The following is a 20,369-nucleotide window of genomic DNA, read 5'->3' on the forward strand; positions in this document are numbered from 1 at the left end:
CACGGCGGACGAGCGATATCGGTCCCCGACGGGGTATAGGGGTGACATGGACGGAACGGTCTGGCTGACGGTCGCCGCGGTCGTCGCCCTCGGGCTGGCGATCGCGGCCGGTGTGCTGCTCGTACGCGTCTTCGCGGCGCGGCGCCTGCTGCTCGACGCCGGGATCCCGCTGCGCGACAAGGCGCTCTTCTGGGTCGCGGTGATCTACACCGTCTCGCCCGTGGACCTGATCCCGGACCCGGTGTACCTCGACGACATCGGCGTGCTGCTGCTGGCGCTGCGCACCCTGCACGCGGCGGCGGGCGCGGTGCGGCCCGGCGCGGTGGAGGCCTCGAGGCCCGCTGCGGCGAAGGAGCCGGACCCCGCGTAGCGGCAGGGTGCCTCGGCCCCAACACCCCCTGGACCGGGGACTGTCAGTGGCCTCCGGCACCATGGTCGGTATGCCTCGTGAAGACCTTGACGCCCTGTTCTCCTCGCCCGCCGCCCTGTTGGAGGCCGGAGCCGCCCGCATACGGGAGTGGCCCGGCCCCGAGGCCGGCGGCGGGGCCGGCCGTGAGGTCTTCACCCAGGCCGAGGCCGTGTTCGGGTACGCGGAGGTGTCGCGGGCGGAGTTCGGCTCCTGGCTGCACTTCGCAGCGAAGGTGCTGGGGCACGACGCGTACGCGGAGCAGGTCGCCGCGGCCGAGCCCGGCATGCCGTGGCGGACCGTATGGGCCTGGTGGCGGCCCGTCGGGGCCTTCCGGGCCGAGCCGAACCTCAGCGGGGACGCCTCGGCCGGTGTCTTCGACGGGCCGGACGGCCGGAGCCTGCTGAAGGTCTGGTCGCTGTGGACCGAGGAGCGCTGGTTCGATCTGGGCACGGGCGAGCCGTGCCCGGCGCCCGACGCCGAGGAGTTCACCCGGCGCTCGGCGGAGCCCGAGGAGGAGCCGTTCCTCTTCGCCCCGGACGAGGAGGCCTGGGCCCTGCACTGCCCCGGCACCTGGGAGGACCCCACGCCCCTCGGCGGGGGCCGATTCCTGCTCACCGAGGCCCGCGGGATCGTGGTGGTGGAGCGCAACGAGGTGGTGGCGGCGACCGGTTGGCCCACCGGCGGCGCCGACACCTCCTCGTGGGACGAAGGTGCGGGCAATCCGTGGTTCGCAGGCCCGGAGCCGGGCGAGACTCCGCTGGACGCGGCCCGCGTGGAGGCGGTGTTCGGCGCCGATTGGACGGTCCGCGTACCGGAGGCGCGGCTGCCCGCGGAGCTGACCCACCTCCCGACCCGGAAGCTGATCAGCACAGTGGGCCTGCCGCGCCACTGGGCGGCGGGCGTGACCTCGTTCGAGCTCGCCTGGACCGAGGAGGGACCCGGGGAGCCTGAGTCCGAAGTCGACTTCGGAGGGCTCATGCACCTGGGGACGTTCGAGCTGGGCTACGCCGACGAGGGCTACGTGCTCCTCCACCCGGAGACGGGCGCGGTGTCGCTGGTCCGCGAGGACCAGGGGCCGTTCCCCTTCGCCCGGGACACGGAGACGTTCGTACGCCTCCTGGAGGCGGTGCGCCGGTTCATGGGGGCGTGCTGGGACCCGTATCCGGAGGAAAACGGCTACGGCTCCTTCCTCTGCGAGGTGGGGAAGCTCGAGCCGGACGTCCTGGAGTCCGACGACCCCGAAGAGCCCGGCGCCGCGGTCTGGGAGCACGTCTTCGCGGCCATCACGGAACTGAGCGTCTACGGCTACTGACCGCGGCGCGGCCGGCGGCCCGGACCCGGCTCAGCGGACGCCGCGCGGGCGGTACTGGATGCTGATGCGCGGGCCGACGGCGCGGCTGGACTTCGGCACCGCGTGTTCCATGGTCCGCTGGCAGGAGCCGCCCATCACGACGAGGTCGCCGTGCCCCAGGGGCAGGCGCAGTTGGGTGGGGCCGCCGTCGCGGGGGCGGAGGACGAGATCGCGGGGGTCGCCGACCGAGACGATCGCGACCATGGTGTCCTCGGTGGCGGACCGGCCGATGCGGTCCCCGTGCCAGGCGACGCTGTCCCGGCCGTCGCGGTAGAGGCAGAGCCCGGCGGTGGCGAAGGGTTCCCCGAGCTCGGCGGCATAGTGCCGGGTCAGCGTGGAGCGGGCCTCGGTGAGCGCCGGGTGCGGCAGGGGCTCCCCCTCGTCGTAGAAGGCGAGCAGGCGGGGTACGTCGACCTCGCGCTCGTACATCTGGCGGCGCTCGGCCCGCCACGGCACGTCCTCGGCCAGCCGCTCGAACAGCGTGTCGGCGCCGGAGAGCCAGCCGGGCAGATGGTCCACCCAGGCGCCGGAGCCGAGCGGGGTGCGGCGCAGGTCCGAGAGCGGGCCGAGATGGATCTCGTCGCCCTGGTCGAAGAGGGAGCCCTGGAGGCCGGGGATCGTACGCACGGATCTATCGTAACGCTTCACTCGAACATACGCTCGATTCAATGGTCGCACGACCCACCGTCCGCGCCCGCTCCCCCCGCGAGCGGCCCGTCAAGATATCGCTAGAGAGCCGTTAAGGAGCCGTCAAGACCGGTCGCGGCCGCGAGCCCGGGCGCCCGTCGGCAGCGGTGATCACGACCTCGCGTCTGCGCAGGTGGGAGCCGGGTTCGGGCCGGATCACGCCTCTCCAGCCAACCGGAGCAGCCTGCCGCGCGACAGCGTCGAGGGCCCGTCAGCATCGGAACGCGCGCGTGTACGAATGACCGGGTTCCGTACGCTTGCCCAGCCGTCGCACCGATGGCCGGTCCAAGCTGTACGAAGGAGCACCCGCGATGGCCACCCCCGCCCGGCCGAGCCGCCTTCGGGCATGGCTCCTGGAAGGCCTGACCGACCAGACGAAGCACAGGTCGGGCCATCGGCCGGAGGAGGAGCCGGGCGAGGGCGGAACCTCGACCGGGCAGCGGCCGCACATCTACTTCGAGTGGACCGAGGGCAACCCGATGGCCAACTTCCTCCGTTTCTTCCTCTTCGGCCAGGGCGAGGTCGCCCCCGTCACCCGCGAGGTCATCCGCGCGGCCGAACCCGACCGCAACCGCCGCCCCCACGTCCACGCCGGCTGACGTCGGCCCTCGAAGCCGAGCAGCAGCATCAGGAACCCGTCATGGTTCGCGGCTTCCGCATCAGGAACCCGTCAGCGGACCTACCCGGCCCCGCCCGACCGGCGCTTGTATGGGCGGCGGCAGCAGACCGGATGAGGGGTGGGGCGCAGTGCGGCACAGAGTCGTGGTCGGTGTGAGCGGGAGCTCCGGCAGCCTGACGGCCCTGCACCGGGCCGCCGGCGAGGCCCGGGGACGGGGTGCGGAGCTGTGGGTGGTCCTGGCCTGGCAGGGTCCGGGCGGCGACGTCGGCAGCCGCGGCCCGGCCGGCGCCGCGCTGACGGCCGCCGCCCGGTCCGCGGCCGTGGAGCGGTTGCGGCTGGCCCTCGACACCGCGTTCGGCGCGGGCGGCCCGGGGGTGACCCTCGAGGGCCACGCCGTACGGGCCACGGCCGGGGCGGCCCTCGTGGACGCGGTGGACGGCCCCGGGGACCTGCTCGTGGTGGGTACGGGAGCGCGCGGCCCGATACGCCGCCTGCTGCGGCCCTCGGTGGCCCGCTACTGCCTGGCGCACGCGCCCTGCCCCGTACTGACCGTGCCGCCGTCCCCGCTCCAGGCAGAACTCGACGCCGTCCACCGGCGCAACGTGTGGCGGCTGCCGCTGGACGCGCGCGAGCTCGCCGAATGAGCGATCCGGCCGGTCGGGTCGGTCGCTACCCCGGCCAGGGTGCGAGCCCCCACTGCAGCGTGTGCCGAGCCCCCGGTTCGAGACGCACGCGCGCGGTGTCGCAGCGGAAGGCGTCGGGGCCGCAGCTCATCGGCTCCACGGCGACGCTCCGGCGCCGGTGCGGCTCGGACAGGGTGTCCCCGGTGAACACCTGCACGAAGTCCGCCCCCTCACCGAGCCACAGATCGGTACCGTACGCGCCGGACGGCTCGGCAAGACGTACGACGGCACGCCCGTCCGCCTCCCGCCGCAGGTCCGTGAAGGCCGTGTCCAGCCGCTGCGGGCCGATCGGCCGCAGCGCGCCGAAGTCATTGGGCGTCCCCGAGACCGGCTCGGACGCGACGGGCAGCCCGCGGTCGTCGGTGCGGAGCCAGGTCCGGGCGGGAACGGTCAGCAGCATGGCGTCGACCGTCCCGGGTCCCACCGCGAGATACGGGTGCTGACCGACTCCGTACGGCGCGGGGGTGTCGCCGACGTTCCGCGCGGTGATCGTGACCGTCATGCCATGGCTGTCGAGTGCGTACTCCGCCCGCGCCACCAGGTGGAACGGGTAGCCGGGTTGCGGCCAGAGCGTGGTCGCCAGCACCACGCGGCCGTCCGCCTGCTCCACCGCCTGCCATGACGTCCAGCGCAGCAGACCGTGGATGGCATTGGCGTGTTCGATCTCGTTGACGGGCAGCTGCAGTTCCTGCCCCTGCCACCGGTACCGGCCGTCTCCGATCCGGTTGGGCCACGGCAGGAGGAGCTGTCCGCGTCCGCCCTCGATCGGGTCGTCGGCGTCGAAACCGTCGACGACCAGGCGCTCGGCGACGGAGTAGTGGCGCAGGGCGCCGCCCAACTCCACGACGACGGCGGTCTGCGGACCACAGGTCAGCCGGAACTGGGCACCCGTCCGAAGCATGTTCGCCATCCTCGCCGGTGGCGGTCAGGGTTCGGGATCCCGCACACCGGGTGGTTCCATTCCATCACCGTGGGGATTGCATCGCACCTCGGCGGGGCGTCCCTCGCCGTGGGCGCGCATGCGTCAGCCTGTCCCGCGAGCCTCCGTTGAGCCGTTCGGCTCGGGCAAGCACTCCAATGGGTCAGCGGCAGTCGTGCCACCGGGCCGTGTCCATGCCGCAGTGCTCTCGTTGTGGCGCGGATTTCGTGTCCCCGTCAGCACCCAGGGAGCGTTTCAGTGGAAGCCAGCAGCAGTGACGGCAGTCGAACGCCTCTTGTTCCGCAGGTCCTCAAGGGGCAGAAGGCCCTGGTGACGGGGGCGAACTCCGGCATCGGCAAGGCCACCGCGATCGGACTCGGACGGGCGGGCGCCGACGTGGTCGTGAACTACGTCTCCGGGCAGGACGCCGCGGAAGAGGTGGTGCGGGAGATCGAGGGCTTCGGGGTCCGCGCCTACGCGCACGAGGGCGACGTGTCGCAGGAGGACCAGGTCGTCGACATGGTGGCCCGGATGGTCCAGGAGTTCGGGACCATCGACGTCATGGTCGCGAACGCCGGTCTGCAGCGGGACGCCGCAGTCACCGACATGACCATGGCCCAGTGGAGCAAGGTACTGGACGTCAACCTCACCGGTCAGTTCCTGTGCGCCCGCGAGGCGACCAAGGAATTCCTGCGCCGCGGCGTCGTACCGGAGGTGTCCCGCTCCGCGGGGAAGATCATTTGCATGAGCTCGGTGCACCAGATCATCCCCTGGGCCGGGCACGTGAACTACGCCTCCTCCAAGGGCGGCGTACAGATGCTCATGACCACGCTCGCACAGGAGCTCGCCCCGCACCGGATCCGGGTGAACGCCGTCGCTCCGGGTGCGATCCGCACGCCCATCAACCGCAGCGCCTGGGACACCCCCGAGGCCGAGGCCGACCTGCTGCGGCTCATCCCGTACCGCCGCGTCGGCGACCCCGAGGACATCGCGAACGCGGTGACCGTCCTCGCCTCCGACCTGCTCGACTACGTCGTGGGGACGACGATCTACGTGGACGGAGGCATGACCCTGTTCCCCGGGTTCGCCACCGGCGGCTGAGGCCCGCAGTCCTTCAGCCGTCCGGCCCGAACTGCTAAGGCTCACATGAACAGCGCGATCGCAATCATGGCGGACACCCCTCCGCAGCTGCTCCCCGCCCGCGAGCTCATGGCCTTCACCCTGGCCTCGCACATCCTGCTCGTGCCCTTCGGCGTGGCTCTGCCCGCCATCACCCTGCTGATGCACTACCGCGGGCTGCGCAAGGGCGACGCGGTCGCCCTGCTGCTCGCGCGGCGCTGGTCGGCGGTCATGGCCGTGCAGTTCGCCATCGGCATCGTCACCGGGACCGTGCTCTCCTTCGAGTTCGGCCTGCTCTGGCCGGGCCTGATGGGCAGGTGGGGCGATGTCTTCGGCCTCGGATTCGGGGTCGAGGCGTGGGCGTTCTTCCTCGAAGCGATCCTCATCGCCATCTACCTCTACGGCTGGCGAAGGCTGAAGCCGTGGACGCACTTCTGGCTGGGTGTGCCCCTGCCGCTGACGGCGCTGCTGGGGGCGTTCGGCATCATCGCCGCGAACTCCTGGATGAACACGCCGCGCGGTTTCTCGCTCGACGCGGGCGGCAACCCCGTGGACGTCAACATCCGCAAGGCGATCTTCACGCCGATGTTCGGCCCCGAGTACTGGCACTTCGTGGCAGGGGTCGTCCTCACGGCGGGCTATGTCGTGGCCGGGGTGTACGCGGTCGGCTGGCTGCGCGGCCGGCGTGACCACTACCACCGGCTCGGCTTCACCGTGCCGTTCACCGTCGCCGCGATCCTCACCCCCGTGCAGTTCATGCTCGGGGACTCCATCGCCCGCTCGGTCTTCCACAAGCAGCCGGTGAAGTTCGCCGCCACCGAGATCGTCTGGAAGACCGACACACACGTACCCGAGTACATGTTCGGACGCCTGCATCCCGACGGCTCGATCTCCGGCGGGATCAAGATCCCCCAACTGGACTCGATCCTGGCCGGTTTCAGCCCGGACACCCAGGTGACGGGTCTGTCGTCGGTCCCCGCGAGCGACCGCCCGACGGCGACCCAGGCCACGATCGCCCACTGGGCGTTCGACATCATGGTGACGATCGGTAGCCTGCTCGTCCTGCTCGCGCTCTGGTACGGCTGGTGCTGGCTGCGGCGCCGCGACCTGCCGCGCTCACCGTGGTTCTTCCGGTGCGCCGCCGTGGCCGGGGCGGCCTGCCTGGTGACGGTGGAATGCGGCTGGATCACCACCGAAGTGGGTCGCCAGCCCTGGATCGTCTACGAGAACATGCGGGTGTCCGAAGCCGTCACGGACACCCGGGCGTCGTCGTTGTGGGCGATGCTCGGCATCGTCATCGTGGTCTACACACTCATCTTCGGCACCTTCCTGGGCGTCCTGCTCAAGATGCGCACCCGCTGGCGGGCCGCCGATGAACAACAGGGCGACGCTCACGCTGCCGGCACTCCGGAAGGCGACACCCCCTACGGGCCCCGCCGGACGACGACCGCGGCCGCACCGGATCACGGCACTGCACGCGGTGACGGAGGAGAGCAATGATCCAGGACGTCGTGGCCTGGGTGCTGCTGGCCGCGGTGGCCGCCTACGCGTGTGCGGGCGGGACCGACTACGGAGCCGGGTTCTGGGATCTGTTCGCGGGCGGCGCCGAACGGGGCAAGCGGCCCCGGTGGCTGATCGACCACGCCATGGAGCCCGTCTGGGAGACGAACAACGTCTGGCTCATCTTCGTCCTGGTGATCATGTGGACGGGCTTTCCGGTCCTGTTCCAGACGGTCTTCACCGCCATGTGGCTCCCCTTGGCGCTCGCGGCCGTCGGGCTCGTCCTGCGCGGTGCGGGCTTCGCCCTCCGCAAGCCCATGACACGCCTCGCGCGCCGCAGGATCTACGGCGCCGCCTTCGCCGTGTCCTCCCTCCTGGTGCCCTTCTTCCTCGGAGCGGTGGTCGGAGGCCTGGCCACGGGCCGGGTCGCGCCGGGGACGGAGGCGTCCGCCGACGCGTGGTCCAACGGCACCTCCGTACTCGCCGGGCTGCTCACCGTCGCCGCGACCGCCTTCCTGGGCGCGGTGTTCCTCACCGCCGACGCCCGCCGCTTCGACGCCCCCGACCTCGTCCACTACTTCCGGCTGCGCGCCTGGTGCAGCCTCGGGGTCATCGCCGTCCTGGCCGTCGTCGGCCTCGCCGTCACCCACCACGACGCGCGCTACGTCTACGACGGCCTCACCAGCGGCATCGGCCTGGCCGTCGTCCTGGTGGCCGTCGTCAGCGCCGTGGCCACCGCGGGGCTGCTGTACCGCACGGCCACGGGCTGGGCGAGGATCACGGCGGTCGGCAGCGTCGCCCTCGTCGTGGTCGCCTGGGGGCTGGCCCAGCGGCCGTATCTCATCCCCACCTCGCTGACCGTGGACCAGGCGGCCGGCGCGTCGACGACACTGCGCTGGCTGCTCCTGGTCACGGTCATCGCGATGGTGCTCGTCGGACCGCCGCTGGTCCTGCTCTACCGGCTGGACACCAGCGGCACCCTGCAGCCTCTCGCCGAGAACGACCTGCGGCGGACAGCCACGAACCGGGATCCGGGCACGGACCGGTGATCGTGGTGGTGCTGGGCGTGGCGGGTGCCGGGAAGAGCACCGTCGGCAGGGCCTTGGCCGAGGGACTCGGTGGGGCGTTCCTGGACGGTGACGACCTCCATCCCGCCGCGAACATCGCCAAGATGGCCGCCGGCCGCTCCCTGGACGACGCGGACCGCGCCCCGTGGCTGCGTACGCTCTCGGACCGGATACGGCAGTCCTCCCGGTCGGGCCGGCGGCTGGTCGTCGCCTGCTCGGCCCTCAAGCGCGCGTACCGCGACGAACTCCGCGGGGCCGCCCCGGGCGTCTGGTGCCTGTACCTGGCGCTGGACCGCGACACCGCCCGGGCCCGGGTCTCCCGGCGGACGGGCCACTTCATGCCGCCGCGCCTGGTCGACTCGCAGTTCGAGATCCTGGAACCGCTTGAACCCGACGAGCCCGGCGCGACCGTCGACGCCACCGCCGGCCCCGAGGTCACCATGGCTCGGGCGCGTCGCGCCGTCGCGGGCTTCGGCAGGGGGCCGGCCCGCTGAGGATTCAACCGCCCAGGAGTACGGCGATGTCCCCGGATCGCGGCACGGGACCGCCGGTCCGGGTGACGGGCAGCAGTGTGCCGTCCGCACGCACCAGGAACAGCAGATGGTGTCCGGCCGGGACGGGTCCCTCGAGGCGACGCGTGACGAGGCGGGCGCCCCGGTCGTAGCGGCGGGACAGCTCGGCTCCGGTCAGCACGGGATCGAAGAGCACCTGGCTGCCGGTGTACGGGGCGACGACGCCCTGGGTGTCGGTCGCCGGCCCCAGGCGGTACACCGAGCCCTCCACGCTGCCCTGGAGGTTCATGGAGGCCAGGGCGTTGAAGTCGCCCTCGTCGGTGAGGAGCAGGACGCCGGTGAGGCCCTCCAGCTCGGCGCCCGAGCCGGTGGCCGCGGCGAACAGCTCCCCCGGCGCCAGTTCGAGCCCGGCGGCCCTGATCCGGTCCCGCTGCGCGTCGTGCCCCGCCCACATGACGACCTCCAGCCCGGCCGACCGCAGGGCCAGTCCGAGATCGACCACCCAGGGATCACCGCCCACGAGCAGCGGCCGGGAGCGCGACGGGCGCACGACACCCAACCGCTTCGCGACCGGCACGGCGGTGAGCCCGTAGAGCGTGACGGTCACCACGATCACCACGAACGTGGCGGGAAGGATCTTCGAGGCGCCACCCACGCCCTTGTCGGCCAGCGTGGCCGAGAACGTCGAGGCGGTGGCCGCGGCCACGATGCCGCGCGGCGCCATCCATCCCAGGAATCCGCGCTCCCCGCGGGTCAGATCCGTACCGAGCGATGCGACGGCCGCCACGAGCGGCCGGACGGCCAGGACCAGGACCGCGACGAGGCCGAGGGCCGGCAGCACCACGTGCCGCAGCGAGGCTGGGCTGACCGTGGCCGAGATGGAGATGAACAGGAGTCCGATGACCAGATGCACCAGGGTCTCGAAGAACGGATTGCGGGCGCCCGTCTCGGCGCCGGGCAGGTTCGCCACGGCCAGCCCCATCAGAACGGCGGCGATCAGGCCCGTGTCGTCCCGGATCACATTGCAGGCCGCCGCCACACCGATCACCGCGGCCAGCTGGACCGTGGTTCCCAGCACCGCCCCCGGCCGCAGCCTGCGCAGCAGCATGAGCACCACGGTCCCCACGATGCCGCCGGCCAGGCCCACAGCGGCACTGGTGGTGAACTCCACCACCTTGCTGCCGAAACCGCTGCTGTTCCCGGCCACCACGCCGTGAAAGACGAGTGCCCCAAGGATGCCTCCCACCGGGTCGATGAGCGTGCCCTCCCAGATGAGGATGTGCTGCAGCCGTTCCGTTGGACGTACGAAGTTGAGCAGCGGTCCGACGACCGTGGGGCCGGACACGATCAGGATGGCCCCGAGCATCACGGCCGCACCGCCCGACATCCCCAGCAGAACGCCGGCGAGCAGCGCCGCCGACCCTGCGGTGAGCAGCCCGCCGAACCAGATCAGCCGCACCACGACCCGGCGGGTGTGCGCCCTGAACCGCTTCAGGTCCAGGCCGAGCCCGGCGTCGTAGAGGATCACCGCGACGGCCAGCGAGACCAGCGGGGAGAAGGCGGCTCCGAGCAGTTCCTCGGGGTTCACGTCACCGGTCAGCGCGCCGGCGGTGAATCCGACCGGCAGCAGGACGATCAGCGCGGGGATGCGCAGCCGGCTCGCCAGCAGCTGGGATCCCACGGCCAGGACGACGATCAGTCCGAGGCCCGTGAACACCTGGTCTTCCGACAAGGCAGCGGCTGCGTTCACGGCCCGGTTCGCCGGTTCCGGTGCGCACTGACACGCCGCCACATCGCCCGCTGCACCTTGAGCGTCCCGGTTCCGACCAGGATCAGTACGACGATGTTGAGCAGCAGTTGGAACAAGGATCCCAAGGCCTCGTCCCAGCTGGCGAACGCGCACGAGACCCCGATGTCGGCTGCCGCCGGAATGGTGGTCACCGAGATGAAGACGCCGAGCAGTGCGCTGGTGCGGGCTTCGGTCAGCGAGACGATGCCCACGATCCCGGCGAGCACGGCCACCACCGCAGAGAAGAAATTGGGTGTATTGATCAGGTTCGACACCGGCCTGATCCCGAGCTCGAAGGCCTGCGACTGGAGGCCGAAGATGCGGACGAACAGGCCGAACAGGAAGGTGGCGGCCACGGCCAGCAGAAAGCCCGCGAGCAGCGCCGCAAGGCCCTGCCGGATGGGTGACCGGGAACGGTGGTCGATGCCCAGGGCGACGCTGGTGACGGCTCCGTACTCCGGACCGACCACCATGGCCGCGACGATGAGGATCTGCGAGTTGGTGATGATGCCGACCGCACCGATGACACCGGCGATGACCATGAAGAGGTAGAAGCTCGGGGGGTACCGCCCCTCGGCCCGGATCCGGGCCTCCACCTGCTCCCATACCGGCACGCGCAGCCTGGACCCGAGCACCTCGGCCCCGGCTCTGGCCGCGTGATCGGAGAAGGCCGTGTCGACCGGGTCGAGAACGATGGACCCCCGCCGTTCGAGTCCGAGGTCGCGCAGCCCGCGCAGTACCTCGTTGGCGACTCCGGTGAGGACATCGCACACGATGGCGTCGCCGTCGGGGTTTCGTACGCTGTCGGGCTGCAGGGAGAGGTTGAGGACACACGGCTGGGCGCTCAACAGGGCCATGACACGTCCCGTGAGGTCCGGCGGGCTCACGGCCCGGACGTGCAGCATGTCCAAGCGAATCTCCGCGTGTGAGAGGGAGGCGCACGGGTGCGTCGGGCCCGGACAGGCCGCTCGTCCATTAACGCGGCGGCCCGGAAGCTCGGCAAATCGGATGCGGCCAGGCGCACCGTTCGGCGCGCGCGAGCAGCGGGTGTGCCGGATGGTGAGGACATGGGTACGCCCGACGGGATGAGCGAGGCCGGCTTCCGGTCGCTCTATCGTGAACTACGCCGTACGGCACCCGGCGGTGCCGCACCCCTGGGAGCTCTGGGCACCCTGACCCCCGCACAGACGCTGGCCGCCGTCAGCGAGGTCCGCTCCGGCCGCACGGTCTCGCTCGCCGCGCCCGTGAACACCCGCGAGGGACCGGACAACGCCGAACCGGCGGAACACCGGCTCACCGCACCCATCGCCGGCGCCCCGGTCCCGGGCGGCCTGCAGTTCGCCCGGGACCGCATCGCCATGAACATCCACGGCGACGTCGACAGCCACATCGACGCCCTCTGCCACGTCATCTACGAGGGCACCCTGCACGGCGGCGTTCCTGCCGCGGACGTACTCTCCCCGGACGGAGCCGGGGCTCTGTCCATCGACCTCGCCCGCAACGGCATCGTGGGCCGGGGAGTGCTCCTGGACATCCCGCGCCTGCACGGCACCCCCTGGCTCGAACCGGGATCGCACGTGACCGCCGAGGACCTTGCTGCCGCCGAAGCGCGGCAGGGGCTGCGGGTCGGCAGGGGCGACATCCTCCTCGTACGCGTCGGGCACCGGCGGCGGCGTGAGGAGCTCGGCGCCTGGGACTCGGCCGGCGCGCGGGCCGGACTCCACCCGGCCGCCCTGCGCTTCCTGGCCGACCGCCAGGTGGCCGTGCTCGGCAGTGACGGCAACAACGACACGGCTCCCAGTGCCGCGCCGAGCGTCGCGTTCCCGGTGCACGTACTCGCCATCCATGCGATGGGACTGCACCTGCTCGACTACCTGCAGTTCGAGGAGCTGGCCCCCCTCTGCGAACGGGAGGGCCGCTGGTCGTTCCTCTGCGTGATCGCGCCACTACGGCTGCCCACGGCGACCGGTTCTCCCGTCAATCCCCTCGCGATCCTGTGACCGGCCGGGCATCCCGGCGTTCCGGCCCGCCCGATTCGCTGGGCATCCCCTCCGGAGCTACGTTGTAGATGCGATACGGACCCCAACTCACCCGACAGGAGCAGATCGTGCTCCGGGGAGGTGGCCTGCATGCCCGAGGCTCGGGAGTACGACGTCATCATCATCGGCACAGGCGCCGGCGGCGGCACGCTCGCCCACCGCCTGGCGCCCACCGGCAAACGGATCCTGCTTCTCGAGCGCGGCGACTACCTGCCGCGCGAACGGGACAACTGGGACTCGACCGCGGTCTTCGTCAAAGGGAAGTACCGCGCACCGGAGTTCTGGTACGACAAGCACGGAGACCGGTTCCCGCCCGAGGTGAACTACTACGTCGGCGGGAACACCAAGTTCTACGGCGCCGCGCTCTTCCGCATGCGCCCCGAGGACTTCGGCGAACTGCGCCACCATGACGGCGTCTCTCCCGCCTGGCCGCTGGACTACGGCGACCTGGAGCCGTACTACACGCAGGCCGAGCACCTCTACCTCGTCCACGGGCGGCACGGCGAGGACCCCACCGAGGGGCCGGCCAGCGCCCAGTACGCCTATGCGCCCGTGCAACACGAGCCGCGCATCCAGCAGTTGAGCGACGATCTGGAGAAGCAGGGCCTGCGCCCCTTCCATCTTCCGATCGGGGTGAACCTCGTCCAGGACGACCAGGGGCGGGCAACGCACGGGAGCGCCTGCATCCGCTGCGACCGCGTCGACGGCTTCCCCTGCCTGGTCGGCGCGAAGTCGGACGCCCAGGTCATCTGCGTGGACCCGGCCCTGGAACACGCCAACGTCGAGCTGATCACGCATGCCGACGTGCGCCGGCTCGAGACGGACGCCACCGGGCGGAGTGTCACTTCGGTCGTCGCGGAACTGGGCGACGGCTCGACCGTCCGGTTCGCCGCCGACATCGTGGTGGTGGCCTGCGGGGCCGTCAACTCCGCCGTTCTGTTGCTGCGTTCGGCCGACGAGAGGCACCCTCAGGGCCTGGCCAACAGCTCGGACGTGGTCGGCCGGCACTACATGCGGCACAACAACCTGGCCCTGATGGCGGTGTCCAAGGAGCCGAACGACACCAGGTTCCAGAAGACGCTGGCGCTGCACGACTGGTACCTGGGCAGCGACGACTGGGACTACCCTCTCGGCGGCATCCAGATGCTCGGCAAGTCCGACTCCGAGCAGATCCACGGCGAGGCACCCCGCTGGGCCGGTGCCGTCACCCCGGACATGCCCTTCGAGGTGCTCGCCCATCACGCGGTCGACTTCTGGCTGTGCGGTGAGGACCTGCCGGACCCGGACAACCGCGTCACCCTCGACGGGGACGGCGGGATCCACCTCGCCCTCGACGAGAAGAACAACATCGCCGGGCTGGAGCGGCTGCGGCACAAACTGCAGGGCATGCTCGGCCACCTGGGCATGCACGAGCACCATCTGCTGTCGCACAGCATCTACCTGCACAAGGGCATGCCCATCGGCGCCACGGCGCATCAGGCCGGCACCGTCCGCTTCGGCCGCGACCCGCAGAGCTCCGCTCTCGACGTCAACTGCAAGGCCCACGACCTCGACAACCTCTACGTGGTCGACACGAGCTTCTTCCCGAGCATCGGCGCGGTCAATCCCTCGCTGACGGCCATCGCCAACGCCTTGCGCGTCGGAGACCACCTCGCGGGGCGACTGCACTGACCGGGACCCGGGCGGTTCACCGCCGAGGCGTCCTGAGGAGAAGAATGATGGACCGCTACCCGCCCATCGCCGACCACGGACTCGTGGGGGACCTGCAGACCGCAGCTCTGGTGTCGTCCAAGGGAGTGGTCGACTGGTTCGCGGCGCCACGATTCGACTCCCCCAGCGTCTTCGCCGCGCTGCTCGACCACGACAAGGGCGGGCACTTCCTCCTCGCGCCCGAGAGCCCCGAGGGCACCTGGAGGCAGCTCTACTACCCGGACACCGCGGTCGTGGTGACCCGCTTCATGTCTCCCGACGGCGTCGGCGAGACCATCGACTACATGCCGGTCCACCAGCGCCTGTTCCCGTCGGACCGGCACACCCTGGTGCGGGTGATCCGCACGGTGCGCGGCACCGTGCGCTTCGCCCTCGAATGCCGCCCCCGGTTCGACTACGCACGGGCGGCCCACCGGCTCGACCTGGACGAGGACAAGGGCGAGGCGACCTTCCGGGCGCCCGGGGTGACGGGGTTCCTGCAGGCCACGTTCCCCCTCGAACGCGACGGGCAGGACGTCCGGGCCTCGATCACGCTGAAGGCGGGCGAGGAGGCGGCAGCGGTGTTCACCACCGACGGGGAGGGCAGCGCGGCGCCCGAGCCGCCGAACGCCGACCGGATCACCGAGGAGCTCTGGGAGCAGGTCGACTACTGGCAGAAGTGGGTGCGGACGTCGCGCTACCACGGCCGCTGGGCGGAGATGGTGTACCGCTCGGCCATCACGCTCAAGCTCCTCACCTATGCCCCTTCCGGCGCACCGGTGGCCGCCGCCACCATGGGCCTTCCCGAACAGGTCGGCGGCGAGCGCAACTGGGACTACCGCTACACCTGGGTGCGGGACGGATCCCTGTCGGTGCGGGCCCTGCTCGACCTCGGCTTCGTGGAGGAGGCCACCCGCTTCACCCACTGGCTCGGTGACCGGCTGCGCGCCCATGAGGGTCCGGACGGCGAGCCCCTCCAGATCATGTACCGGGTCGACGGTGACCCCCACCTGACCGAGGAGATCCTGGAGCACTTCGAGGGCTACCGGGGTTCGTACCCCGTGCGGGCCGGGAACGCGGCGATGGACCAGTTGCAGCTCGACATCTACGGCGAGGCGCTGTACGCCCTGTCCGAGGGCCGCGCGGTCGCCGTACAGGCCGACTACAAGGGCTGGAAGGCCCTCGCGCGGAGCCTGGACTGGCTCGCCGACTCCTGGGACCGGCCCGACGAGGGCATCTGGGAGACCCGGGGCGGCCGCCAGGACTTCACCTACAGCCGCGTGATGTGCTGGGCCGCCTTCGACCGCGGCCTCAAGCTCGCCGCCGAGTTCAGCCGGCCGGCCAACGCCGCCATGTGGACCAAGGCCCGCGACGACATCCTCGAACAGGTGATGGAACGCGGCTGGAGCGACAAGGAGCACTCCTTGGTCCAGCACTACGGCAGCCACGTCCTGGACGCCTCGCTGCTCCTGATTCCCCGGGTCGGATTCCTCGCGCCGAAGAGCACGAGCTGGCTGTCCACTCTCGACGCCATGGACCGTGTCCTGGTCTCCGACAGCCTCGTCTACCGCTACGACCCCGCGGCCTCCCCCGATGGCCTCCGCGGCTCGGAAGGAACGTTCAGCCTCTGTACGTTCCTCTACGTCGACGCCCTCGCCCGTGCCGGTCGGCTGCCGCAGGCCCGCTACACCTTCGAGAAGATGCACACGTACGCCAACCATGTCGGTCTGTTCGCCGAGGAGATCGGCCCCAGTGGCGAGCAACTCGGCAACTTCCCCCAGGCCTTCACCCACCTGTCGCTCATCATGGCCGCGACCACTCTGAACGAGGCGCTCGACGCCGTCCGGCGCTGACCCGCAGCCGTCCCCGCCGGACACCGCGGCCTGGTCCCGGGCAACGGGCTGCTCTACCGTCGCCCTCGGGCCCACCACCCGGAGGCTCACCGGTCGACCCGATCAGGAGACAGACATGCGGATGCTGATCAACAGTCCCGAGACCGTCGTCGCCGATGCGCTGCGGGGCATGGCGGCCGCGCATCCCGAGCTGGACGTCGACGTCGAGCGGCGGGTCGTCGTACGGCGGGACGTGCGGGACGGGGGCAGGGTCGGGGTCGTGTCCGGGGGCGGGTCCGGCCACGAGCCGCTGCATGCCGGGTTCGTGGGGTACGGGATGCTGTCGGCCGCGGGCCCGGGAGAGGTGTTCACCTCGCCGGTGCCCGACCAGATGCTGCGGGCGGCCGCGGCCGTGGACTCCGGGCAGGGGGTGCTGTTCGTCGTCAAGAACTACACCGGGGACGTGCTGAACTTCGAGATGGCCGCCGAACTCGCCGAGGAGGACGGCCTGCGGGTGGAGCGCGTCCTGGTGAACGACGACGTGGCCGTCACCGACAGCCTCTACACGGCGGGGCGGCGCGGCACCGGGGCGACGCTGTTCGTCGAGAAGATCGCCGGTGCGGCCGCCGAGGAGGGCGCCCCGCTGGAGCGGGTCGCGGCGCTCGCCCGGCAGGTGAACGCGTCCTCCCGCAGTTTCGGGGTGGCGCTCAGCGCGTGCACGACCCCGGCGAAGGGCAGCCCGACGTTCGACCTGCCCGACGGGGAGCTGGAGTTGGGGATCGGCATCCACGGCGAGCCGGGCCGCGAGCGGCGGGCCATGATGCCGGCGCGGGAGATCGCGGAGATCGCGGTGGGCGCCGTACTGGAGGAGCTGGTGGAGCTGGGGCCGGCGGACGGGCCGGTGCTGGCGCTGGTCAACGGCATGGGGGCGACGCCGCTGCTGGAGCTGTACGGATTCCACGCGGAGGTCGCCCGGGTGCTGGCGGAGCGCGGGGTACCGGTGGCGCGGACGCTGGTCGGGAACTACGTCACCTCCCTGGACATGGCGGGGTGTTCGGTGACGTTGTGCCGCGTCGACGAGGAACTGCTGCGGCTGTGGGACGCGCCGGTCCGGACGGCGGCGCTGCGGTGGGGCTGCTGAGAAGGTGAGCGGACAAGGTGCGGACAAGGTGAGGAGACGGAATTGCGTGACGCAGACTTCTTCCGGCGCTGGATGACGGCCGCCGGGGCCGCGGTGGAGCGCGAGGCGGACCGGCTGACCGAGCTCGACTCCCCCATCGGGGACGCCGACCACGGGAGCAATCTGCTGCGTGGCTTCACCGCGGTACGGGCGGCCCTGGAGACGGACCCCGCCGCGACGCCCGGGGCGGTGCTGCAACTGGCGGGGCGGACGCTGATCTCGACGGTCGGCGGCGCGTCGGGCCCGCTGTACGGGACGCTGCTGCGGCGCACGGGCAAGGACCTCGGGGAGGCCGCCGAGGTCTCCGACGAGGAGGTGCGCAAGGCCCTGTACGCGGGGGTGGGCGCGGTGGCGCAGCTGGGCGGGGCGGCGCCGGGCGACAAGACGATGCTGGACGCGCTGGTGCCGGGGGTGGCGGCGCTGAGCACCTCGTACCGGGCGGCGGCGGACGCGGCGGGGGGCGGCGCCCGGGCGACGGTGCCGATGCTGGCCCGCAAGGGGCGGGCCAGCTACCTGGGCGAGCGGAGCATCGGGCACCAGGACCCGGGGGCGACCTCGTCGGCCCTGCTGGTGGCGGCTCTCGCGGACACGGCCGATGCGGCGGATGCGGCGGACGCCGCATGAGCGCGCCGGCGGTGGTCGGGATCGTGCTGGTGTCGCACAGCGCGGTGGTCGCGCAGTCCGTGGCGGACCTGGCGCGGGGCCTGGCGGCGGGCGGGCCGGTCGTCCCGGTGGCGGCGGCGGGCGGCACGGCGGACGGCGGCCTGGGCACGAGCGCGGAGCGCGTCGTGGCGGCCGCGCACGAGGTGGACCGGGGGGCGGGGGTCGCACTGCTGGCGGACCTGGGCAGCTCGGTGCTGACGGTGAAGGCGCTGCTGGTGGAGGACGAACTGCCGCCGGGGGCCCGGCTGCTGGACGCGCCGTTCCTGGAGGGCGCGGTGGCGGCGGTGGTCGCCGCCTCCGCGGGCGCCCCCCTGGACGCCGTGGCCGCGGCCGCAGAGGAGGCCTACACCTACCGCAAGGCCTGACCTGCGGGCGGGCCCGTCAGCGCCGGCGGAGGGATTCGATCTCGCGGCGGTCGCGCTTCGTGGGGCGGCCCGTGCCGCGGTCGCGGACGCCGACCACCTCGGCCTCGATGCGCGTCGGCGCCGGCGGGCTGTTGTCGACGAAGCATTCCGCGGCCACCGGGGCACCGACCCGCTTCGTCACCGGCCGCTTGACGACGACGATGCGCTCACGCCCTGCGTGGAACAGTCGTACCTCGTCCCCCGCCCGCACCGCCTGCGCCGGCTTCGCGCGCTCACCGTTGACCTTCACATGGCCCGCCCTGCAGGCGGTCGCCGCGACCGAGCGGGTCTTCGTCAGGCGGACCGACCAGATCCAGGCGTCCACCCGCGCCGTTCCCGTTTCCGCGCCCGTTCCCGTTCCCGTTACTTCATCAGCCATACCAAGACTTTAGCGAGCGGGTCCGGCCGGAACGGAATGGATTTTGGCAGATTCGCCAAGAAGCATGGCATCTGCCATGTACATCATTCCAATGGAATTGCAAATGCGGGACAGGTGCCCCTACCTTGTCGCACATGCAGTCCTACACCATCGGACAGGCGGCGCGCCTGCTGGGCGTCAGCCCGGACACCGCCCGCCGCTGGGCCGACGCCGGCCGGGTCGCGACCCATCGCGACGACGCCGGCCGGCGACTGATCGACGGCCGCGACCTGGCCGCCTTCTCCGTAGAGGTGGGACAGGGCGCCCACACCGAGGACGACGAGCCGTACACCTCGGCCCGCAACGCCTTCCCCGGCATCGTCACCGCCGTGAAGCTCGGAGACGTGGCCGCCCAGGTCGAGATCCAGGCAGGTCCCCACCGCCTGGTCTCCCTCCTCACCCGTGAGGCCGTCGAGGAGCTCGGACTGGAGGTCGGCATGCAGGCCACCGCCCGCGTGAAGTCCACCAGTGTGCACATCGACCGCACCTGACCGTCCGGCACCAGTACGCGTCCCCACCCGCTCCGCCCGTCACCGGCGCGGGTCACCACCCCGCGGTCCCGGCACCCGGCCGGCCGCCGACCCGACCGAGGAGCACCAGCTCATGTCCCCGATCCTGAACCGCCGCAGTGCCGTTGCCGCCGCGCTGACCGCCGCCCTCCTCGTACCCGCGCTGTCCGCCTGCGGCAGCAGCGACAAGAAGGCCGCCGCCGACACCGGGGCATCGGCTTCCGCCTCGGCGTCCGCCGAGCCCAAGGCCGCGAACCTCACCGTCCTCGCCGCCTCCTCCCTCACCGACGTCTTCAAGACCGCGGGTGCCGCGTACGAGAAGGCGCACCCGGGCACGAAGGTCACCTTCTCCTTCGCCGGCTCCCAGGAGCTCGCCGCCCAGGTGAAGCAGAGAGCCCCGGCCGACGCGCTGGTCACCGCCGACACCAAGACGATGGACGGCCTCAAGGCCGAGACCGGCGACGCGTCGATCATCGCCAAGAACCGCCTGGTCATCGCGGCCGGCAAGGGCAACCCGTTCAAGGTCGACGAACTGAAGGACCTGGCCGACAGCAAGATCAAGGTCGTGCTCGCCGCGCCCGAGGTGCCGGTCGGCCGCTACAGCAAGCAGATCCTCGACGCCCAGAAGATCGAGGTGAAGCCGGTCTCCCAGGAGCCCAACGTGCGCGCCGTGCTGAGCAAGGTCGAGCTCGGTGAGGCCGACGCCGGCCTCGTCTACAAGACCGACACCATCAAGTCCGGTGACAAGGTCTCCGTCGTGGACATCCCGGACGCCGAGAACGCCGTGGCCTCCTACCCGGCCGCCACCCTCAAGGCGTCCAAGAACGCCGACGCCGCGGCCGCGTTCGTGGCCTGGCTGAGCACCCCCGAGGCGCAGAAGATCCTCCAGGACGCGGGCTTCCAGAAGGCGTAACCGGCACCGCAGCGACAGAAGCAGCCGCAGCCGCAATGATCGAAAGGGACTGCCTGGTCCGGGGGGA

Annotated in this window: 21 protein-coding genes; 16 read left to right on the top strand and 5 right to left on the bottom strand. The window is 71.6% G+C overall.

The genetic code is table 11. From position 1 onward, the window contains the following. The first annotated feature begins 46 nt into the window (after positions 1-46). The gene (locus AB0M76_RS32995) at positions 47-370 is read left to right on the top strand and encodes a YkvA family protein (RefSeq protein WP_365956428.1); all 324 of its coding nucleotides are present in this window, start codon (positions 47-49) and stop codon (positions 368-370) included. A gap of 70 nt (positions 371-440) precedes the next feature. Beyond that, a complete protein-coding gene (locus AB0M76_RS33000; RefSeq protein WP_365956429.1) occupies positions 441-1,721 on the top strand; it encodes an SUKH-4 family immunity protein in 1,281 nt (426 codons plus the stop codon). 30 nt (positions 1,722-1,751) lie between these two features. Here AB0M76_RS33000 and AB0M76_RS33005 read toward each other — a convergent pair whose 3' ends face one another. Beyond that, a complete protein-coding gene (locus AB0M76_RS33005; protein WP_365956430.1) occupies positions 1,752-2,387 on the bottom strand; it encodes an alpha-ketoglutarate-dependent dioxygenase AlkB in 636 nt (211 codons plus the stop codon). Between the two features lie 371 nt (positions 2,388-2,758). Here AB0M76_RS33005 and AB0M76_RS33010 point away from each other — a divergent pair, with 371 nt between their 5' ends. Both AB0M76_RS33010 and AB0M76_RS33015 read left to right on the top strand, forming a co-directional pair. Then, positions 2,759-3,046 (top strand): hypothetical protein, encoded by a 288-nt coding sequence (locus AB0M76_RS33010; RefSeq protein ID WP_365956471.1) that lies wholly within the window; start codon positions 2,759-2,761, stop codon positions 3,044-3,046. 148 nt (positions 3,047-3,194) lie between these two features. Then, positions 3,195-3,710: a universal stress protein gene (locus AB0M76_RS33015; protein ID WP_365956431.1), complete on the top strand. Its 516-nt coding sequence runs from the start codon at positions 3,195-3,197 to the stop codon at positions 3,708-3,710. Between the two features lie 25 nt (positions 3,711-3,735). On the opposite strand, the gene AB0M76_RS33020 is transcribed toward AB0M76_RS33015, so the two are convergent. After that, positions 3,736-4,650 (bottom strand): aldose 1-epimerase family protein, encoded by a 915-nt coding sequence (locus AB0M76_RS33020; RefSeq protein ID WP_365956432.1) that lies wholly within the window; start codon positions 4,648-4,650, stop codon positions 3,736-3,738. A gap of 276 nt (positions 4,651-4,926) precedes the next feature. Between AB0M76_RS33020 and AB0M76_RS33025 the strand changes: the two genes are divergently transcribed. The 4 genes from AB0M76_RS33025 to AB0M76_RS33040 are packed head-to-tail and all read left to right on the top strand — an operon-like array spanning position 4,927 to position 8,848. Next, positions 4,927-5,769, top strand: a complete 843-nt coding sequence (locus tag AB0M76_RS33025) for an SDR family oxidoreductase (RefSeq protein WP_365956433.1) — start codon at positions 4,927-4,929, stop codon at positions 5,767-5,769. Positions 5,770-5,814: 45 nt separating this feature from the next. Next, complete coding sequence (locus tag AB0M76_RS33030) at positions 5,815-7,287, top strand: cytochrome ubiquinol oxidase subunit I (protein ID WP_365956434.1); 1,473 nt, start codon at positions 5,815-5,817, stop codon at positions 7,285-7,287. Continuing rightward, positions 7,284-8,336 (top strand): cytochrome d ubiquinol oxidase subunit II, encoded by a 1,053-nt coding sequence (locus tag AB0M76_RS33035; protein ID WP_365956435.1) that lies wholly within the window; start codon positions 7,284-7,286, stop codon positions 8,334-8,336. The genes AB0M76_RS33030 and AB0M76_RS33035 overlap by 4 nt, the downstream gene beginning before the upstream one ends. Further along, entirely contained in the window at positions 8,333-8,848 is a 516-nt protein-coding gene (locus AB0M76_RS33040) for a gluconokinase (protein ID WP_365956436.1), read from the top strand. The genes AB0M76_RS33035 and AB0M76_RS33040 overlap by 4 nt, the downstream gene beginning before the upstream one ends. Positions 8,849-8,852: 4 nt before the next feature. Here AB0M76_RS33040 and AB0M76_RS33045 read toward each other — a convergent pair whose 3' ends face one another. Together AB0M76_RS33045 and AB0M76_RS33050 are read right to left on the bottom strand one after the other, a co-directional pair. Continuing rightward, positions 8,853-10,598 carry a cation:proton antiporter gene (locus tag AB0M76_RS33045; protein ID WP_365956437.1) on the bottom strand — a complete coding sequence of 582 codons (1,746 nt, stop codon included), beginning with the start codon at positions 10,596-10,598 and terminating at the stop codon, positions 8,853-8,855. A 14-nt stretch (positions 10,599-10,612) separates the two neighbouring features. Then, positions 10,613-11,566 (bottom strand): DUF389 domain-containing protein, encoded by a 954-nt coding sequence (locus AB0M76_RS33050; protein WP_365956438.1) that lies wholly within the window; start codon positions 11,564-11,566, stop codon positions 10,613-10,615. A 156-nt stretch (positions 11,567-11,722) separates the two neighbouring features. Here AB0M76_RS33050 and AB0M76_RS33055 point away from each other — a divergent pair, with 156 nt between their 5' ends. The 6 genes from AB0M76_RS33055 to AB0M76_RS33080 all read left to right on the top strand — a co-directional run bounded on the left by AB0M76_RS33055 (position 11,723) and on the right by AB0M76_RS33080 (position 18,423). Beyond that, the gene (locus AB0M76_RS33055) at positions 11,723-12,655 is read left to right on the top strand and encodes a cyclase family protein (protein ID WP_365956439.1); all 933 of its coding nucleotides are present in this window, start codon (positions 11,723-11,725) and stop codon (positions 12,653-12,655) included. A gap of 129 nt (positions 12,656-12,784) precedes the next feature. After that, positions 12,785-14,365: a GMC family oxidoreductase gene (locus AB0M76_RS33060; protein ID WP_365956440.1), complete on the top strand. Its 1,581-nt coding sequence runs from the start codon at positions 12,785-12,787 to the stop codon at positions 14,363-14,365. A 47-nt stretch (positions 14,366-14,412) separates the two neighbouring features. Further along, the gene (locus AB0M76_RS33065) at positions 14,413-16,236 is read left to right on the top strand and encodes a glycoside hydrolase family 15 protein (protein ID WP_365956470.1); all 1,824 of its coding nucleotides are present in this window, start codon (positions 14,413-14,415) and stop codon (positions 16,234-16,236) included. 115 nt (positions 16,237-16,351) lie between these two features. Continuing rightward, positions 16,352-17,356: a dihydroxyacetone kinase subunit DhaK gene (dhaK, locus tag AB0M76_RS33070; RefSeq protein ID WP_365956441.1), complete on the top strand. Its 1,005-nt coding sequence runs from the start codon at positions 16,352-16,354 to the stop codon at positions 17,354-17,356. Between the two features lie 42 nt (positions 17,357-17,398). Continuing rightward, positions 17,399-18,019, top strand: a complete 621-nt coding sequence (gene dhaL, locus AB0M76_RS33075) for a dihydroxyacetone kinase subunit DhaL (protein ID WP_365956442.1) — start codon at positions 17,399-17,401, stop codon at positions 18,017-18,019. Beyond that, entirely contained in the window at positions 18,016-18,423 is a 408-nt protein-coding gene (locus AB0M76_RS33080) for a PTS fructose transporter subunit IIA (protein WP_365956443.1), read from the top strand. The genes dhaL and AB0M76_RS33080 overlap by 4 nt, the downstream gene beginning before the upstream one ends. Before the next feature lie 16 nt (positions 18,424-18,439). Here AB0M76_RS33080 and AB0M76_RS33085 read toward each other — a convergent pair whose 3' ends face one another. Next, positions 18,440-18,841, bottom strand: coding sequence for an RNA-binding S4 domain-containing protein (locus tag AB0M76_RS33085; RefSeq protein WP_365956444.1), 402 nt, complete (start codon positions 18,839-18,841; stop codon positions 18,440-18,442). A 134-nt stretch (positions 18,842-18,975) separates the two neighbouring features. Here AB0M76_RS33085 and AB0M76_RS33090 point away from each other — a divergent pair, with 134 nt between their 5' ends. Continuing rightward, positions 18,976-19,371, top strand: coding sequence for a molybdopterin-binding protein (locus tag AB0M76_RS33090; RefSeq protein ID WP_266631845.1), 396 nt, complete (start codon positions 18,976-18,978; stop codon positions 19,369-19,371). Positions 19,372-19,483: 112 nt separating this feature from the next. After that, complete coding sequence (gene modA, locus AB0M76_RS33095; protein WP_365956445.1) at positions 19,484-20,302, top strand: molybdate ABC transporter substrate-binding protein; 819 nt, start codon at positions 19,484-19,486, stop codon at positions 20,300-20,302. Positions 20,303-20,369 lie beyond the last annotated feature (67 nt).

The organism is Streptomyces sp. NPDC051364, from assembly GCF_040682115.1.
Taxonomy (GTDB): Bacteria; Actinomycetota; Actinomycetes; order Streptomycetales; family Streptomycetaceae; genus Streptomyces.

Coding starts and splice junctions, on each gene's coding strand:
- dhaK (WP_365956441.1), top strand. CDS start 16,352: ATGCGGATGCTGATCAACAGTCCCGAGACCGTCGTCGCCGATGCGCTG.
- AB0M76_RS33090 (WP_266631845.1), top strand. CDS start 18,976: ATGCAGTCCTACACCATCGGACAGGCGGCGCGCCTGCTGGGCGTCAGC.
- AB0M76_RS33065 (WP_365956470.1), top strand. CDS start 14,413: ATGGACCGCTACCCGCCCATCGCCGACCACGGACTCGTGGGGGACCTG.
- AB0M76_RS33080 (WP_365956443.1), top strand. CDS start 18,016: ATGAGCGCGCCGGCGGTGGTCGGGATCGTGCTGGTGTCGCACAGCGCG.
- AB0M76_RS33060 (WP_365956440.1), top strand. CDS start 12,785: ATGCCCGAGGCTCGGGAGTACGACGTCATCATCATCGGCACAGGCGCC.
- AB0M76_RS33055 (WP_365956439.1), top strand. CDS start 11,723: ATGGGTACGCCCGACGGGATGAGCGAGGCCGGCTTCCGGTCGCTCTAT.
- AB0M76_RS33035 (WP_365956435.1), top strand. CDS start 7,284: ATGATCCAGGACGTCGTGGCCTGGGTGCTGCTGGCCGCGGTGGCCGCC.
- AB0M76_RS33010 (WP_365956471.1), top strand. CDS start 2,759: ATGGCCACCCCCGCCCGGCCGAGCCGCCTTCGGGCATGGCTCCTGGAA.
- AB0M76_RS33000 (WP_365956429.1), top strand. CDS start 441: ATGCCTCGTGAAGACCTTGACGCCCTGTTCTCCTCGCCCGCCGCCCTG.
- modA (WP_365956445.1), top strand. CDS start 19,484: ATGTCCCCGATCCTGAACCGCCGCAGTGCCGTTGCCGCCGCGCTGACC.
- AB0M76_RS33030 (WP_365956434.1), top strand. CDS start 5,815: ATGAACAGCGCGATCGCAATCATGGCGGACACCCCTCCGCAGCTGCTC.
- AB0M76_RS33020 (WP_365956432.1), bottom strand. CDS start 4,650: ATGCTTCGGACGGGTGCCCAGTTCCGGCTGACCTGTGGTCCGCAGACC.
- AB0M76_RS33085 (WP_365956444.1), bottom strand. CDS start 18,841: ATGGCTGATGAAGTAACGGGAACGGGAACGGGCGCGGAAACGGGAACG.
- AB0M76_RS32995 (WP_365956428.1), top strand. CDS start 47: ATGGACGGAACGGTCTGGCTGACGGTCGCCGCGGTCGTCGCCCTCGGG.